This window comes from Variovorax sp. GW821-FHT09D05 (genome assembly GCF_059416325.1).
The window spans coordinates 107,629-122,420 of the sequence record NZ_JBWKOZ010000007.1; the positions used below are offsets into that span (position 1 = coordinate 107,629).

Annotated in this window: 15 protein-coding genes; 5 read left to right on the forward strand and 10 right to left on the reverse strand. The window is 64.2% G+C overall.

The genetic code is table 11. The annotated features are described in order from the left end of the window. Positions 1-1,059 carry a malate/lactate/ureidoglycolate dehydrogenase gene (locus tag AC07O3_RS19915; RefSeq protein WP_495340130.1) on the forward strand — a complete coding sequence of 353 codons (1,059 nt, stop codon included), beginning with the start codon at positions 1-3 and terminating at the stop codon, positions 1,057-1,059. 17 nt (positions 1,060-1,076) lie between these two features. On the opposite strand, the gene AC07O3_RS19920 is transcribed toward AC07O3_RS19915, so the two are convergent. Both AC07O3_RS19920 and slmA read right to left on the reverse strand, forming a co-directional pair. Continuing rightward, positions 1,077-1,964 (reverse strand): DMT family transporter, encoded by an 888-nt coding sequence (locus AC07O3_RS19920; RefSeq protein ID WP_495340131.1) that lies wholly within the window; start codon positions 1,962-1,964, stop codon positions 1,077-1,079. Positions 1,965-2,095: 131 nt separating this feature from the next. Continuing rightward, complete coding sequence (gene slmA / locus AC07O3_RS19925; RefSeq protein WP_495340132.1) at positions 2,096-2,746, reverse strand: nucleoid occlusion factor SlmA; 651 nt, start codon at positions 2,744-2,746, stop codon at positions 2,096-2,098. A 122-nt stretch (positions 2,747-2,868) separates the two neighbouring features. On the opposite strand from slmA, the gene galE reads away from it, so the two are divergent. Further along, positions 2,869-3,885: a UDP-glucose 4-epimerase GalE gene (galE, locus tag AC07O3_RS19930; RefSeq protein ID WP_495340133.1), complete on the forward strand. Its 1,017-nt coding sequence runs from the start codon at positions 2,869-2,871 to the stop codon at positions 3,883-3,885. A gap of 7 nt (positions 3,886-3,892) precedes the next feature. Here the strand turns inward: galE and argB are convergent, their stop codons facing one another. Together argB and AC07O3_RS19940 are read right to left on the reverse strand one after the other, a co-directional pair. Next, positions 3,893-4,786: an acetylglutamate kinase gene (gene argB / locus AC07O3_RS19935; protein WP_093057279.1), complete on the reverse strand. Its 894-nt coding sequence runs from the start codon at positions 4,784-4,786 to the stop codon at positions 3,893-3,895. A 56-nt stretch (positions 4,787-4,842) separates the two neighbouring features. Further along, the gene (locus AC07O3_RS19940; RefSeq protein WP_093079168.1) at positions 4,843-5,940 is read right to left on the reverse strand and encodes a glycosyltransferase family 4 protein; all 1,098 of its coding nucleotides are present in this window, start codon (positions 5,938-5,940) and stop codon (positions 4,843-4,845) included. A gap of 45 nt (positions 5,941-5,985) precedes the next feature. Here AC07O3_RS19940 and AC07O3_RS19945 point away from each other — a divergent pair, with 45 nt between their 5' ends. Next, entirely contained in the window at positions 5,986-6,732 is a 747-nt protein-coding gene (locus AC07O3_RS19945; protein WP_495340134.1) for a glycosyltransferase, read from the forward strand. A gap of 13 nt (positions 6,733-6,745) precedes the next feature. On the opposite strand, the gene AC07O3_RS19950 is transcribed toward AC07O3_RS19945, so the two are convergent. The 3 genes from AC07O3_RS19950 to AC07O3_RS19960 form a co-directional block, all read right to left on the reverse strand. Continuing rightward, on the reverse strand, positions 6,746-7,729 hold the full coding sequence (locus AC07O3_RS19950; protein ID WP_495340135.1) for a glycosyltransferase family 2 protein: 984 nt from the start codon (positions 7,727-7,729) through the stop codon (positions 6,746-6,748). Then, positions 7,729-9,504 carry a glycosyltransferase family 2 protein gene (locus AC07O3_RS19955; RefSeq protein ID WP_495340136.1) on the reverse strand — a complete coding sequence of 592 codons (1,776 nt, stop codon included), beginning with the start codon at positions 9,502-9,504 and terminating at the stop codon, positions 7,729-7,731. Before AC07O3_RS19955 ends, AC07O3_RS19950 begins: the two co-directional genes overlap by 1 nt. Before the next feature lie 447 nt (positions 9,505-9,951). Next, positions 9,952-10,224, reverse strand: a complete 273-nt coding sequence (locus AC07O3_RS19960; RefSeq protein ID WP_495340137.1) for a hypothetical protein — start codon at positions 10,222-10,224, stop codon at positions 9,952-9,954. Positions 10,225-10,490: 266 nt separating this feature from the next. On the opposite strand from AC07O3_RS19960, the gene AC07O3_RS19965 reads away from it, so the two are divergent. Both AC07O3_RS19965 and AC07O3_RS19970 read left to right on the forward strand, forming a co-directional pair. Continuing rightward, the gene (locus tag AC07O3_RS19965; protein ID WP_495340138.1) at positions 10,491-11,294 is read left to right on the forward strand and encodes an ABC transporter permease; all 804 of its coding nucleotides are present in this window, start codon (positions 10,491-10,493) and stop codon (positions 11,292-11,294) included. A 3-nt stretch (positions 11,295-11,297) separates the two neighbouring features. After that, the gene (locus AC07O3_RS19970; RefSeq protein WP_495340139.1) at positions 11,298-11,999 is read left to right on the forward strand and encodes an ABC transporter ATP-binding protein; all 702 of its coding nucleotides are present in this window, start codon (positions 11,298-11,300) and stop codon (positions 11,997-11,999) included. 85 nt (positions 12,000-12,084) lie between these two features. Here AC07O3_RS19970 and AC07O3_RS19975 read toward each other — a convergent pair whose 3' ends face one another. Genes AC07O3_RS19975 through AC07O3_RS19985 form a run of 3 tightly spaced genes read right to left on the reverse strand, consistent with a single transcriptional unit; the run spans position 12,085 to position 14,791 of the window. After that, complete coding sequence (locus tag AC07O3_RS19975; protein WP_495340140.1) at positions 12,085-13,083, reverse strand: lysylphosphatidylglycerol synthase transmembrane domain-containing protein; 999 nt, start codon at positions 13,081-13,083, stop codon at positions 12,085-12,087. Further along, on the reverse strand, positions 13,080-13,475 hold the full coding sequence (locus tag AC07O3_RS19980; protein ID WP_495340141.1) for a GtrA family protein: 396 nt from the start codon (positions 13,473-13,475) through the stop codon (positions 13,080-13,082). The genes AC07O3_RS19975 and AC07O3_RS19980 overlap by 4 nt, the downstream gene beginning before the upstream one ends. Then, complete coding sequence (locus AC07O3_RS19985; RefSeq protein WP_495340142.1) at positions 13,469-14,791, reverse strand: NAD(P)/FAD-dependent oxidoreductase; 1,323 nt, start codon at positions 14,789-14,791, stop codon at positions 13,469-13,471. The genes AC07O3_RS19980 and AC07O3_RS19985 overlap by 7 nt, the downstream gene beginning before the upstream one ends. Between the last annotated feature and the right edge of the window lies 1 nt (position 14,792).

Sequence of the window (14,792 nt, forward strand, 5' to 3'; positions counted from 1 at the left end):
ATGTCCAGAACACTGGAGGCCAACGGCCTGCAAGCCACCGTCACCCGCATCCTCGAGGCCGCGGGCAGTTCGCCGGCCGAAGCGCAACAGGTGGCTGCCAACCTCGTGCTGGCGAACCTGAGCGGCCACGATTCGCACGGCGTGGGCATGCTGCCGCGCTACGTCGATGCAGTGGCCGAGGGCGGACTGAAGCCGAACGCAGCGGTGCGCGTCAACCTCGACATCGGCACGCTGATGGGCCTGGACGGCCAGCACGGCTACGGGCAGATCGTCGGCGTGCAGGCGATGGAACTCGGCATCGCGCGAGCCAAGCAGCACGGCAGCTGCATCTTCACGCTCTCGCACGCGCACCATCTGGGGCGCATCGGGCATTTCGCGGAAATGGCGACGGCGCAGGGGCTGGTGGCCATGCACTTCGTCAACGTGCTGTCGCGGCCGGTGGTCGCGCCGTGGGGCGGTGGCGACGGGCGCTTTGGCACCAACCCGTGCTGCATCGGCATTCCGCTCGCGGGTGCCGAGCCCTTCGTGCTCGATTACGCGACCAGCCGCGTGGCGCAGGGAAAGATGCGCGTGGCGCACAACAAGGGCGAGCGCGTGCCCGACGGCTACCTGATCGACGAGAACGGCGCGCCGACCAACGACCCCGGCGTGGTGGTGGTGCCGCAGGGCAACGGGCTCTTCGGCGCGCTCATGACTTTCGGCGAGCACAAGGGCTACGGGATGGCAGTGGCGTGCGAGCTGCTCGGCGGTGCGCTCACTGGCGGCGGCACGTGGCACCGGCCGGCGGACACGGCGCGCACGGTGTTGAACGGCATGCTGACGGTGCTGATCGACCCGGCGCGGCTGGGCACGCAAAAGTCCTTCGATGAAGAGGCGCGGGAGTTCGTCGATTGGCTGCGGCAGAGCCCGCCGGGGCAAGGCTTCGACGAAGTGCAGATTGCCGGCGAGCCGGAGCGCAAGGCGCGCGCGGCGCGGCGCAAGGACGGAATCTGGGTGGACGACGCGACGTGGGGAGAAATCGTCGCGGCGGGAGCCAAGGTAGGCGTGGCCGTCGCATAGGGCTTTGGCGCCGGCGGCTATCGGCGGGCGCTTCGCGACTTCTGACTCAGCACCAGCGCGATGCCTCCTAGAATTGCCACCGAAGCAGCCGCCAGCCGCGGCGTGATCGCCTCCGACAGGAACAGCACGCCGCCGAACGCAGCCAGGAGCGGCACCGACAACTGCACGGTGGCCGCGCGCATGGCCGAAAGACGGCTCAGCGCCGCATACCAGACCGCGTAGCCGAGGCCCGATGTCAACGCGCCGGAAGCCACGGCAAGCACAAGGCCGGTCGCGTCCACGCGAGCGCTGGCCGCAAACACCAGGCTCAACGCCAAGGCAAGCGGCACGGCCCGCGTGAAGTTGCGTGCCGTAGCGGCCAGCGGGTCAGCCACCCCACGGCCGCGCAAGGAATACACGCCCCACGCCACACCCGCGATCGCCATCAGCACGGCGCCGAGAAGCGGCGGCGCGGCGATGCCCGGGGACACCAGGTAGACGAGTCCGCCAGCCGCCAGGACAAAGCCGAACCATGCGAGAGCCCCGAAGCGCTCGCCGCCGGAGCGCAAGCCCACGCCGAACATCGTCAGCTGGACCGCGCCGAACAGGATCAGCGCGCCCGTGCCCGCCGACAGGCTGAGGTAGGCGAAGGAGAAGAACGCGACATAGCCGAACAACATGACGGCGGCCAGCCAATCGACGCGGGCGGACGAGACCGGCGGCTGCGCCCTGAACCGCACGATGAGCCCCAGCATGAGCGCTCCCGCCACGAGCCTGACGCTGCCGAAGCTCGCTGCATCAATGCCTTTGTACTGCAGCGCGAGCCGGCACAGCAGCGAATTGGCCGCGAACGCGAGCATGGCCACCGCCGTGAGGAGGATCGTCTGCAGCGTGGGCTGCCGGTTGTCGCGCGCGTCATCGGGCATGCGCCCTCCATCGAGGAACCTGCGCAAACATTGGCCTGCCGCCGAGGCCCGGCGGCAAGGGGCGAGTTGATGCTACTCCGCTCGAAGACCCAAGGCGAGCCGGTCGACGCCCCGCAAGGGACGAGCGCGAATCAAACGATCAATGCGATCGTGGCTTCGAGGTGCTCAGACGGTGCGCGGCGGAAACCCGAGCGCGCAAAGCGCTGCAGCTGGCCCACGACGAAGGCCGTGAGCGCAGCGGCGCGCACCTGGGCGTCGACGCTGGGCGTGGCCGAGCCGTCGGCCGCGGCAGCCCCGCGCAACACCTGGCGCAGGGTGGCTTCGATCTTGTCGAAGAACTGGTTCATGCGCTGCTGCAGGCGTTCGTTCTCGTAGACCAGCGCGTCGCCCACCATGACGCGGGTCATGCCAGGGTTGCGCTCGGCGAACTGGACCAGCAGCGTGAGGATCTTGGCGGCCTGCTGGGCGCCGATGGCACCCTCGCGCTCGAGGATCTGGTTGACCAGCGTGAAAACACTCTGCTCGATGAAATCGATCAGGCCCTCGAACATCTGGGCCTTGCTGGCGAAATGGCGGTAGAGCGCGGCCTCGCTCACTTCGAGACGGGCGGCCAGCGCGGCGGTGGTGACCCGCTCGGCGCCGGGCTGCTCGAGCATGGCGGCGAGCGCCTGCAGGATCTGCACGCGCCGCTCACCCGGCTTCGGGCGCTTGCGCGCCGGGGGAGTGAGCGTGTCCGCGGGGGTCTCTACGCCGGAAGCACTGGTCGTCTCTTCGTTCTGCATGGGAGCGCGTGCAAAGATGTAATCAATTGATTCTCGCACAGCGCGACGCAGTGAGCGCATGCCAACGCCCGTGGGCAAAAGCTGATACAGAATCTACTTTTTCGGCAAGACAAAGAGCCTTCATGAGCCAACGTATTCTGGTCACCGGCGGAGCTGGCTTCATTGGCAGTCATACCTGCGTGGCGCTCGCAGCCGAGGGCTATACGCCGGTCATCCTCGATAACCTCTGCAACAGCGATATGCGCGTGCTGGAGCGGTTGCGTCAAATCACGGGCACCGCGCCCAAGTTGATAGAAGGTGACGTCCGTGACAGAAATTTGCTTGCTCAGATATTCGGCCAACAAGAGTTGGCAGCCGTGATCCATTTGGCGGGCCTGAAGGCAGTCGGCGATTCGGTTGCGGCCCCTCTGGACTACTACGACAACAACGTGCATGGCAGTCTCGTTCTTGCATCTGCAATGCAGCAAGCGGAGGTGCGCACTCTGATCTTCTCCTCCTCAGCCACGGTCTATGGCACACCCGACCATTCGCCGATCCCGGAAGATGCGCCACGGCGGCCAGCCAATCCCTACGGACGCTCGAAGCTCGTGGTGGAGGAGGCCCTGACGGATCTATATCGATCGCAGCCAGGCTGGTGCATCGGGCTGCTTCGCTATTTCAATCCGGTCGGGGCTCATGAGAGCGGGCTGATAGGCGAGCACCCGAAAGGCAAACCTAACAATCTGATGCCATTCGTGTGCCAAGTGGCTACGGGATTGCGCGACAAGCTACATGTACATGGCGCCGACTATCCAACGCCCGATGGCACTGGCGTTCGCGACTATGTTCACGTCATGGACCTGGCCGAGGGACACGTTGCAGCGCTGAAGTACGCGAAGACCCATGCAGGGCTGGTCACGCTGAATCTCGGCACTGGCCAGGGGGCGTCGGTGCTAGATGTGGTTCGCGCCTTCGAACGCGCAAGCTCCGGACCTATTCCCTACGAGGTCGGTCCACGCCGCCCTGGCGATGTTCCCGCTTACTGGGGCGATCCATCACGTGCTCAGGCCACGCTCGGCTGGCGTGCGCATCGAAACCTCGACCAGATGTGCGCAGACAGCTGGCGATGGCAGCAAGCCAATCCGGAAGGATACCGCTAGCCCCCTCTCAGCGGGCGCGGATCATCGTCCCGTAGGCCTGGTCGGTCAGGATCTCCAGCAGCATCGCGTGCGGCACCCGCCCGTCGATGATGTGCACCGCGTTCACGCCGCTCTTGGCGGCGTCGAGGGCGCCTTCGATCTTGGGCAGCATGCCGCCCGAGATGGTGCCGTCGGCGAACAGGTCGTCGATTTCGCGTGCGCTCAGGTTGGTGAGCAGCTTGCCGTCCTTGTCGAGCACGCCGGGCGTGTTGGTCAGGAGCATGAGCTTCTCGGCCTTGAGCACTGTGGCCAGCTTGCCGGCCACGACGTCGGCGTTGATGTTGTAGCTTTCGTTGTCCTCGCCGAAGCCGATGGGGCTGACGACGGGGATGAAGGCGTCGTCCTGCAGCGCCTTCACCACGCTGGGATCGATGGAGACGATGTCGCCGACCTGGCCCACATCATGGTGCACGTTGGGATCGGCGCGGTCGGCCAGCTTGAGCTTTTGCGCGCGAATCAGCCCGCCGTCGCGCCCCGTGAGGCCCACCGCCTTGCCGCCGGCCTGGTTGATCAGGCCCACGATGTCCTGCTGCACCTCGCCGGCCAGCACCCATTCGACGACTTCCATGGTCTCGGCGTCGGTGACGCGCATGCCCTGGATGAAGCTGCCCTTCTTGCCCAGGCGGTTGAGCGCCGCCTCGATCTGCGGGCCGCCGCCGTGCACCACCACCGGGTTCATGCCGACCAGCTTGAGCAGCACCACGTCTTCGGCAAAGTCGGCCTGCAGCGCCGGATCGGTCATGGCATTGCCGCCGTACTTGATGACGATGGTCTTGCCGTGGAACTTGCGGATGTACGGCAGCGCCTGGGCCAGGATCTCGGCCTTGTCGCGCGGGGGGATGTTGAGGACGGGGTCGGTCATGGGCGGTCAGGCTCCAAAGCGAAGGACAAGGGAAATTCTCGCAAAGAAAGATGTCGTCAGGGGCGCAGCCAACGGGGCACCTTGAAGCGCACGATCATCAGGTAGGCGCCCACGTAGGTGGTGACGAACAGCAGGCAGAAGAACATCAGCATGATCGTGTTGTTCCAGAACAGCACGGCCGGCACCACCGACAGCGCGGCAAACATCCACAGATACGGCGAGGTGCGGTTGTTGCGCGCCAGCAGCTGCCGGGCCTCGTCGTCCGCGAAGGCCACTCGCACGATGCGCCGGAAGATCAGCTGGTGGAAATGCAGCGCATCGGCCGTGCCGGGCGACTGGCCGCGCGCCAGCTTGCGATAGATGGAGAACAGCGTCTCCCACACCGGGTAGATCAGCAGCAGCATCGGGAACCAGGGCGACACCACGCGGTGCCGCTGCACCAGCGTCACGCAGGCCACGGCGATCACCATGCCCCAGACGTAGGCCCCGCCGTCTCCGGCGAAGATCTTGCCGCGCGGGTAGTTCCAGACCAGGAAGCCGAAGGTGGCGCCGACCAGGCAGATCACCATGGCCGCCAGTTGCCGGTCGCCCACCTGCAGCGCCACGTGGGAAATTGCCAGGCAGACCAGCACGGCGACCGTGCCCGCGAGCCCGTTGTAGCCGTCGATGATGTTGAAGGCATGCGGCAGGCCGCCGATGGCCAGGGCCGCGAACAACACGGTGGCGTACGGAATCATCGCCAGCCAGCCGTCGACCGTCTCGAAGCCGGTACGTGCCACGCCCAGCCCCAGCAGCCAGCACACGAGCAGCGCCGAACCGATGGTGAGCCCCAGCCGGTAGCGCACCTTCACGTTCTGGGTAACGTCTTCGACGATGCCGCCCAGCACCGCCGGCAAGATGCACAGCAGCGTGAGCATCGAGGTCTTGACCGGCCACGACACATTGAACGGATCGGTGCCGGTGATGCCGGCGGCCAGCCAGGCCACCCCCATGCCCACCAGGATGCCCGCACCGCCCAGGCGCGGCACGTGGCCTTTGTGAAAGCGCTGGGGCATGTCGGCGCCGTAGAGGCGGGCATGCCTGCGCGCGCGGCGCATGAACAGCTGGACCGAGAAGGCAGCGACGAAGAAACTGATGACGATCAGAGCAATCATGTGTGGGGGTTGGGGAACCCTAGAATTCCCGAGCGAAATTAGACCATGCCCACGCCCCCTTCCCCCCGCCCCCCGATCACCATTTCAATCGTGAGCCACGGCCAGCTCGCGCTGGTGCTGCCGCTGCTCGAGCAGTTGGACCGGCACAGCCGCGAAGTCATCGACAAGGTTTTGCTCACATTGAACATTCCCGAGCCCGATGTGCTCGCTGGCCGCAACTGGGGCTTCGAGGTGGAGCGGATCGAGAACGCGAGCCCCAAGGGCTTCGGTGCCAATCACAACCAGGCCTTCGAGCGCTGCGGCACGCCGTGGTTCCTGGTGCTCAACCCGGACATCCGCTTTGACAGCGACGTGCTGACGCCGTTGCTCGCGCAGGCCGCGGCCGACTCCGGCCTGCTGACGCCGCGCATCCTGGAGCCCGGCAAGGCCGAGCCGGAGCCGCACCGGGCGATGCTCACGCCGCTTGAAATCGTAGGAAGAAGGAAGCCCGGCTATGTGCGGCCGACGGTGCCCGCGTGGATTCCGGGACTGTTCATGCTGTTTCGCAGCGAGGTCTACCGGCAGCTCGGTGGCTTCGACGAGAAATTCTTCATGTACGGCGAAGACTTCGACATCTGCGCCCGCACCCGGCTCGCGGGGTGGAAACTGCAGGTCGGCGAAGACCTGGTCGCCCGGCACGACGCGCAACGAGAAAGCCACCGGAGCAAGAAATACCTGTACTGGCACGTGACCAGCCTGCTGAAGGTGTGGCTGTCGGGGTCGTTCTGGCGGTACTGGCGGCTTCGCGGTTGACCGATCAAGTCTGTCAGCCGCGTTCGAGCAAGTCTTGCGCGATGGCGTGCCCGCCGCGGCCGAAACGCGCATAGCGGCCGCGCGCCGCCTCGATCAGGATCGGCAGCAGACGCAGCGCCCGCGCCGCAGGAAGCTCGGCCCGGAACCGCTGATGCTCGACCTTGGCGCGCTGTGCCTCCAGGTAAGCGGCCGGCACCCGGGCGCCAAGCTGCTGCAAGCGCTGCAGCAGCGCTTCGGCCCTGCGCAGCCGTGCCACGTGCTTGTCGCCGCGTTCGGCAAAGGCCTTGGCCATCTTCTCGGACAACGTGAGCCGCCGTGCGCCGATCTGGTTGCTGGCGTGCTGGCGGTAGTCGATGGTCGGCTCGGGCAGCACGTCCATGCGGCCGATGGCTGCCGCCACGGCGGCCAGCCATTCGTCGTGCACCCACTCCGACGCGAACGGCAGCGCTGTGTCGAGCAGGGTCTTGCGGAACATCGTGGTGGCGCCGGTCACGAGATTGCGCCGCAGCAGGACACCGAAGGCCTCGCCGCCCGCGATGGCCGCCAGTTCGGCAGGCTGCACCTCCAGCGCGTGGAAGAGCGTGGAGCCCAGGGGCTTCAGTTCGGCATCGACGAGGCGCGCGTCGGTGTGCAGCAGCAGCAGGTCGGGCCGCGCCTCGAACTGCGCCACCATGCGCGCGAGCCGGCCTGGGTGCCAGGCGTCGTCCTGGTCGCACAGGGCGATGAGCTCATGGCTGCAGGCGCGCGCGGCCTGCTCGAAGTTACGCGTGACGCCCAGCGGCGGCGTATTGCTGAACACGCGCAGCGCGACCTGGTCCGCCACGCCGCACTGCGCGAGGGTGTCACGCACGACGGCCAGGGTGTCGTCGGTCGAGCCGTCGTCGGACAGCACGATCTCCCGCGGCAACGGCGTCTGCGTGCAGATGCTGCGGACCTGCTCAGGGAGATAGCGCGCGCCGTTGCGGGTGCAGAGCGCGACGGAAACGTCGAGGGCCATCAAACCGGAGGCAGGCGGGGCGGCCAGGCGTAGCTGAAATCTTCGCGGGCCAGCATGAGGTTGGGGCTGTAGGCGGGGTCGTTCTGGATGATGGCGCCCCAGCGTTTGTGCATGTAGGCGGCTTCTTCCTGGAACTGTGCCTGCTTCTGCGGCGAGACATCCTTGGCGCGGGTAGCGGACTCGTAGTGGAACAGCTCCGCGTAAGGCGTCCAGACGTTGCGCAGGCCCGCTTCGCGCAGCCGGAGGCAGAAGTCGATGTCGTTGAAAGATTCCTTCAGATGCACTTCGTCAAGGCCGCCGACTTCGAGGTAGTGGCACTTCTGGATCACGAGGCAGGCCGCGGTGACCGCGGAGAGCGTCTGGATCAACGCCGCGCGGCCAGCATAGCCTTCGCGGCCCATCGGCATGCGGCGGTGCGAATGCGCGGCAATGCCCCCCACGCCCAGGATCACGCCGGCGTGCTGCAGAGTCTTGTTGGGGAACCACAGCCGCGCCCCCACGGCGCCCACGCCCGGCTGCACCGCAAGGCTCACCATCTCACTGAGCCAGTCCGGCGTGATTACCTCGATGTCGTTGTTGACCAGGGCCACTAGTTCGCCATTGGCCGCGGCAACCGCGCCGTTGTTCAGTGCCGCGTAGTTGAAATCGCGGTCGTCGCGCAGCACGCGGACATTCGGCTTCTCTGCGGCAATCCGCTTGAACCAGGCCAGCGTGTCCGGATCATCGGAGCCGTTGTCGACGATGATGATTTCGTAGTTCGAATAGCTGGTTTTCTCCAGGATCGATTCGACGCATTGCCGGGTCAGCCGCAAGGCATTGCGCGTCGGGATGATCACGGAAACCAGCGGTAAGACATCGGGCAAGGCGTAATGCACGCGGTACCCGAAATCGAGGTGTTCGGCTGTGGCACGCACGCCTGTGCGCATGAAATGCTCGTTCAGCGCGCGCTCGCCCGCGATGGCGGCGTACGGCTTGGCGTTCATCGACTTGGCCGTACTTTCGACGTGAACGCGCCAGTGGTACAGCACGCGCGGAATGTGGCGGATCTGGCTGGGCTCGACCCGCTCCATGCAGCGCAGCACCAGGTCCCAGTCTTGCGAGCCCTCCATGCCCACGCGGAAGCCGCCAACCGAGCGCATGAGCTCGGTCGAGAGCACGCCCAGATGGCTGAACATGTTCTGCGAACGGAAGAGATCGACGTTCCAGTCCGACTTGAAATATGGCCCGAAGCGGTGCCCCCCCTCGTCGGCCTTGTCCTCGTCCGAATAGATCAGCTTCACGTCAGGATGGGCCTCGATGCAATCGGCCACCCAAAAGAGCGCATGGGCCGGCAGCAGGTCGTCGTGATCCATGAGCGCGACCCAGGGGCCGGAGACCAGTTCGAGCGCGCTGTTGGAAGCCGCCGAGATGTGGCCGTTCTTCGGACGGAACACGACCTTGATGCGCGGGTCGCTCTCGCTGTACGACTTGAGGATCTCGCGCACCTCTGCCGAAGGGGATGCGTCGTCTGCGATGCAGAGCTCCCAGTTCGGGTAGATCTGGCCGCGCACCGACTCGATCGCTTCGCGCAGCCAGGCCGGGTTGGGGTTGTAGGTGGGCATCACGACCGAGATCAGCGGCCGATCCTTCATGGCTGCCACCCGTTGAACGATCTTCTCGCGCAACTCGGGCGTCAGGGTGTCGTAGCGCTGCACCCACTTCGTGTAGTCGTTGTAGCCCCCGAAACGCCGGCCCAGCTCCCACCGGATGCCCGGCCAGCCCGACTTCCTGAACATTCGCCATGCCCGCTGCACGCGCCCCATCATTCCGGGGCCTTGCCAGAGTCCGGCTAAGCCGAGGATGAATCGATAGACAGATTTCATAGATTGCGAAGTCGCGAGGCGAATGAAGCGTGGCCTGTTGGGGGGATCCCAGGAAAACGTGGCGGCACCGAAGCAATGCGCCGGCAGTCGCGTGGGAGGAGATTATCTTCGCACCCCCCACGAAGATCGACGGCGGTTGTTTCACCAGGCGTCGGGGGTGACCCGAGGGCTGCCCGCAAATTGAGCAATTAGCCTTTCTAAGCCATTCATGAAAATTGGTGGCTCCCCGTTGCTGCAACGGGCCGTCGAACGCGGTCAGGCATGCGGAACCGGCGACCTGATAGTCGTGACCAACAAGGACCACTTGTTCCTGACCCAGGATGTGCTCCAACAGATGGTTGACCCGCCAGGAACAAGCTTTCAGCTTGAGCCCAAAGGACGCAATAGATCAGCAGTATCGGGAACCGCGGCGACACCACACGATGGCGCTGCACCAGCTTGACCACCGCCACCGCGATGACCATAGGCCCCGCCGTCGCCGGCAAAGGTGTTGCCGTGCGGATAGTTCCACACCAGGAAGCCGAAGGTGGCGCCGATCAGGCACACCAGCACAGCTACCGTGCCCGCGAACCCGTTGCAGCCGTCGATGATGTTGAAGGCATGCGGCAGGCCGCCGATATATGCGCTGCACATGCGGCTCGAAGGAGGAGCGAGGGCTCGGTGCCGTCCAGCGGGCGATCATCTTCGCTCCCCCTTTCAACCTGGTGCGGCGCCTCCCGCAGGTCATCGACACACCCTGTTCACCTCCCCCGGTAAAATCGCACGGTTCACACAAAGGATAGAAAATGAGGCCGCGCCTCCGGCGCCCCCGGCAAGACGCTCGTGCTTGTCCAGTGGCAGCTTGGAGTTGTCCGGGCGAAGACGCCGCTGTCCGCCCCCAAGGTCTCGTATCGACGCACATGAGCCAAGTACATTCCAACCTTCACCGCAGCGCGCTGGCCGACTGGTGGGAAGGCACACGCCGCACGGACATCTGGTGGACCCTCGCATGGTTCGACATCGTCCTGCGTTATCGACGCTCGATGCTGGGGCCGCTGTGGCTTACGCTGAGTATGGGCGTCATGATTGGCGGTATGGGGCCGCTGTATGCCTCGCTCTTCGGCACGCATCTCGACAAGTTCTTCCCCCATCTGGCACTCGGCGTGATCTTCTGGGGCCTGTTCTCCACCATAGTCACTGACGCCTGCAATGCCTTCGTAGGGTCGTCCAACTACCTGAAGCAGGGCTACTTTCCGATCAGCCTCTTCGTGTGGCGGGCTCTTGCCCGCAACCTGATCCAGTTCGCCCACCAGATCGTTCTTTACATTCCCGTGGCACTCTGGGCCGGCATCTCGCTTTCTTGGTCGGTCCTTCTGGTCATTCCCGCTTTCCTCATCCTGGTGGTCAACGCGCACGCACTCGGGCTGTTGCTGGGACTCATCTGCACCCGCTACCGCGACGTGACCCAGATCGTCACCAGCGTCATGCAGATGCTGATGTTCCTGACCCCCGTGTTCTGGCTGCCCGAGAACCTTCCTGGTCGCGCCAAATACGTCCTGTGGAATCCTTTCGCACAGATGCTCGACCTTCTGCGCACTCCACTCATGGGTGGCGAAGCCCATCTCCACAGCTGGATCGGCATCGGCTTCTGGACCGTGCTGTGCCTCTCCGTGGCGAGCATGCTGTTCGTCAAATACCGCCGCCGCGTCGTCTACTGGCTCTGATTCATGGCATTCATTTCACTCAAGAACGTTTCGGTCAGCTTTCCGATCTATGGCGCAGGCTCGGCGTCGCTCAAGAAGACGATCGCGGCTTCTGTCACCGGCGGACGCTTCGGCAAGGAAACCGGGGTCACTGTGGTGCAGGCGCTCAGCGGCCTGAACATCGAATTGAAAAGCGGCGACCGGCTCGGCCTGATCGGCCACAACGGTGCCGGCAAGTCCACGCTGCTGCGTACGCTGGCGGGCGTCTATGAACCGTCTTCGGGCGAGCTGACCCGCCAGGGCACGGTGGCCAGCCTGATCGACCCCGCCCTCGGCATCGAAATGGACGCGACCGGCGTCGAGAACATCATGCTTCGCGGTCTCGTGATGGGCATGAGCAAGAAAGAGATCGATCGGCTTACACCCGAGATCTGCGAGTTCAGCGGCCTGGGCGAGTACGTCAACATGCCCGTTCGCACCTACTCGACCGGCATGATGATGCGCCTCGCGTTCTCGATCTCGACCAGCGTCGAAGCCGACATCCTGCTGATGGACGAATGGCTCTCCGTGGGCGACGCGGCCTTCACCGAAAAGGCCGAGCAACGCATGCGGGACGTGGTGTCGAAATCTGGCATTCTGGTGCTGGCATCTCATTCGCCTGAACTGATTGCCAAGGAATGCAACCGGGTGATCCATCTCGAGCATGGAAGGATCGTCGAGCGCTGAGCGCCCGGCCCCTGCTCCGGCGAATCACTAGACTTCGCTCAAGGCATATGGCTTTGGTCTGGCGCTACCGGTCCATCGCCAGTTCTCAGGTCAAAGAAGGCACCTTCGGCCCCGCGCGCAGGCAAACACCCGCGAAGGCGATCAGGCCGATGAAAACGCCGCACCAAAGCGTGACGCATCGGGTTGCTATCGCTATGGCGACCGCATCGGCTTTTTGTATGCCATGACCCATCAATTGCAAAACAAGTGATGCCTCCATGGTGCCAAGCCCTCCCGGCACCATGGTCGCAGCACCGAAGAGCGTAGCATTAACAAAGATCTCCAAGGCGACCGACGGCTGCAACGGCAACCGCAATGAGTTGCTGAGGGCAAAGAACACTGCCGCTTGGATCCCATAGGCCAACGACGCCATAACTGCAAACAATGTTGCGTTGCGGAATGTCCAGATCTGTGCCCAGCATGCAAGCGCCTCTACAGCAGCACGACCAGGCGCAAGCCCCCATCTGCCGGCAATCGCCATTGCGCGATCGAACAGCGGCGGCGTTCGAACGAGGCAACGAAATGCAAAGCTCCCCGCAAGGACGCCTCCCAAGACGAAGCCAGCAACATTCAGCGTGCCTCGTGCAAGTAAGCCCGCAACGGCCCCAAGCAGGCACACACCAACAACGTCGGACAAGCGATCTGCAAGGAAAGCCCCTAGGCTCTTGGTCATCGGCACACCCAACGGCCGCAGAAACAAGGACCGAATGGTCTCCCCCAGCTTGCCCGGGGACGTGGTGAGAGCCAAACCCGAGAGGTAGATTGCAAAATTGATTCGTCGCGGAACACGATGCCCCAAGCACCGAAGGGCCAGGTGCCATCGCAAGAATCGAATCACATATGCAAGGCTGGCAATGACCGCCGTGCCAACCAGCAAGAGAATGCCCAGCCGCGCAAGCGCGTGCGTAACCTCATTCCAGCCGCTCCAGATCATGCCGCCCAGGCTCAAGGTGGCGCCCAGGAGCACAAACAGGATCATCCAACGCAGCAGCCGGGACATCGTCTTGCCCGGCAACGCCTTCGACTCGACGTCCGGTGTGCTCACGCTTTCCTGAACGTCAGCATCCGATGGCCGAAATAGCTGGTCACCACAGGAACGAGGACTCCCGCCAGATGAGCGATGGCCTCGGCATGGGTCACGATGCCGAGGCTCGGCAGCACCCAGCGCGCAAGGACCAGGCTGATGACCAGTGTCTGCACAACCGCCAAAAGGTTGACTGCGACAAACTTGACGACCTGCGGCCCCAATGCGGTGCCCGTGGCGGAGAACACATGCTGGCGCATGAGGACGAACGCCACCCCCATTCCAACCAGGTACGCCAGCACGATCGCCGGGCCATAGCTCAGCCAGGTGCTGAACAGGAAGCGCGATCCATAGTTCGCAGCGGCGGCAATCCCGCCCGCGACCAGGAATCGGATGAACTGTCTATTCAGCATGCCGGCATGTCGGCCCCGGCGACGGCAGCCTTGGCAAGCTTCCGCCCGAAGCCAATGCTCTCCGAAATGCCGCGGTCTTCGGGGTAATAGTAGGACGTATCCGCGACCCACAGGCCCTTGACCGGCAGCTTCGCAGGGGGCAGGCGATCAAGATAGCCAGGATCGCAAATCGGCTGCGCGTAGCGATAGCGACTGGCCCGCATGTCGATGAAATCTTCCGGCGCAAGGTCCGGATTGATCTTCATGCAGTACTTCCTGACCTTGTCGAGGAAGACTTCATCGGCGTCCTTGAACTTCGGATGCTCTCCAGGCATATAGAACGGCACATACAGCACATGGGGATCGAGCGGCCGAAGGTTGCTGTACTCCACCAGGCCCGGGATGTCCATATCCGGGTCGTTGATGTTGAGCCAGAAGTTTTCGGTGAGCGGCTTTTTCAGCTTTGCGATCACACAAACCACCGCAATGTTCTTGAGCGCGGCAAATGCCTCGGCGGTCGATGCCGGCAGGCCGGGGATCAACCGTGGCACATAAGGCAGGGGAACCGTGCTTACGACCTTGTCGAAGGCTTCGAAGCCCGCCGCGGTTCTGACGCCTTTGACCTCGCCCTGCTCGACGACCACCTCGGACGCCGGGGTCGACAGCCGAAGCTCCCCGCCACGGGTCACGATCGCCGACTTCAGTGCGTCGAGCAAGGTTTGCGACCCCCCCTCCAGATAGCCCAGCTTCTCCTTGAACAAGTTGTAGCGCGAACGTCCGATGCGACGGATGCGGCTCCAGATCCACGCCGCCGACAGGTTGGAGGTGTAGTCATAGAACTTGTAGTCGAACAACCGCCGCCAAAGCACTTCGTACGCTTCCTTGCCGACCCAGCGCTTGATCCAGCCCGTTGCCTCCACATGATCCAACGGCTTCCAGTCATTCCGCTTTGTCGAGAGGAACGCATGCAATCCGTAGCGAAACTTCGCAATCCAACCGAGCCCCTTGAATGTCAGCAAGGCCATCGGATTGCCCCAAGGCTGCAACCGGTTCTGATACCAGTAGCCCATCTTCGTCGCGATCCAGTTCATTTTTTCGGACAGCCCCAGTTCGTCGAGAACCTCCAGGAACGCAGTGTCTGAAATGCAATGGAAATGGTAGTAGCGCTCGATCTGCAACCCGCTGAAATCGAAGGCTGCAGTCATCCCACCCACGCGGTCGTCGGCTTCGAATATCACGGGGCGGTGACCGTCCAGCACGAGCTGATAGGCCACCGCCAGCCCCATGGGGCCGGCGCCCAACACGGCGATGCGTTGCGATTCTTTTGACTGCGTCATG

Excerpts from the sequence above, each read along its gene's own strand:
- AC07O3_RS19915 (WP_495340130.1), top strand. The coding sequence starts at position 1 with ATGTCCAGAACACTGGAGGCCAACGGCCTGCAAGCCACCGTCACCCGC.
- AC07O3_RS19920 (WP_495340131.1), bottom strand. The coding sequence starts at position 1,964 with ATGCCCGATGACGCGCGCGACAACCGGCAGCCCACGCTGCAGACGATC.
- slmA (WP_495340132.1), bottom strand. The coding sequence starts at position 2,746 with ATGCAGAACGAAGAGACGACCAGTGCTTCCGGCGTAGAGACCCCCGCG.
- galE (WP_495340133.1), top strand. The coding sequence starts at position 2,869 with ATGAGCCAACGTATTCTGGTCACCGGCGGAGCTGGCTTCATTGGCAGT.
- argB (WP_093057279.1), bottom strand. The coding sequence starts at position 4,786 with ATGACCGACCCCGTCCTCAACATCCCCCCGCGCGACAAGGCCGAGATC.
- AC07O3_RS19940 (WP_093079168.1), bottom strand. The coding sequence starts at position 5,940 with ATGATTGCTCTGATCGTCATCAGTTTCTTCGTCGCTGCCTTCTCGGTC.
- AC07O3_RS19945 (WP_495340134.1), top strand. The coding sequence starts at position 5,986 with ATGCCCACGCCCCCTTCCCCCCGCCCCCCGATCACCATTTCAATCGTG.
- AC07O3_RS19950 (WP_495340135.1), bottom strand. The coding sequence starts at position 7,729 with ATGGCCCTCGACGTTTCCGTCGCGCTCTGCACCCGCAACGGCGCGCGC.
- AC07O3_RS19955 (WP_495340136.1), bottom strand. The coding sequence starts at position 9,504 with ATGTTCAGGAAGTCGGGCTGGCCGGGCATCCGGTGGGAGCTGGGCCGG.
- AC07O3_RS19960 (WP_495340137.1), bottom strand. The coding sequence starts at position 10,224 with ATGTGCAGCGCATATATCGGCGGCCTGCCGCATGCCTTCAACATCATC.
- AC07O3_RS19965 (WP_495340138.1), top strand. The coding sequence starts at position 10,491 with ATGAGCCAAGTACATTCCAACCTTCACCGCAGCGCGCTGGCCGACTGG.
- AC07O3_RS19970 (WP_495340139.1), top strand. The coding sequence starts at position 11,298 with ATGGCATTCATTTCACTCAAGAACGTTTCGGTCAGCTTTCCGATCTAT.
- AC07O3_RS19980 (WP_495340141.1), bottom strand. The coding sequence starts at position 13,475 with ATGCTGAATAGACAGTTCATCCGATTCCTGGTCGCGGGCGGGATTGCC.
- AC07O3_RS19985 (WP_495340142.1), bottom strand. The coding sequence starts at position 14,791 with ATGACGCAGTCAAAAGAATCGCAACGCATCGCCGTGTTGGGCGCCGGC.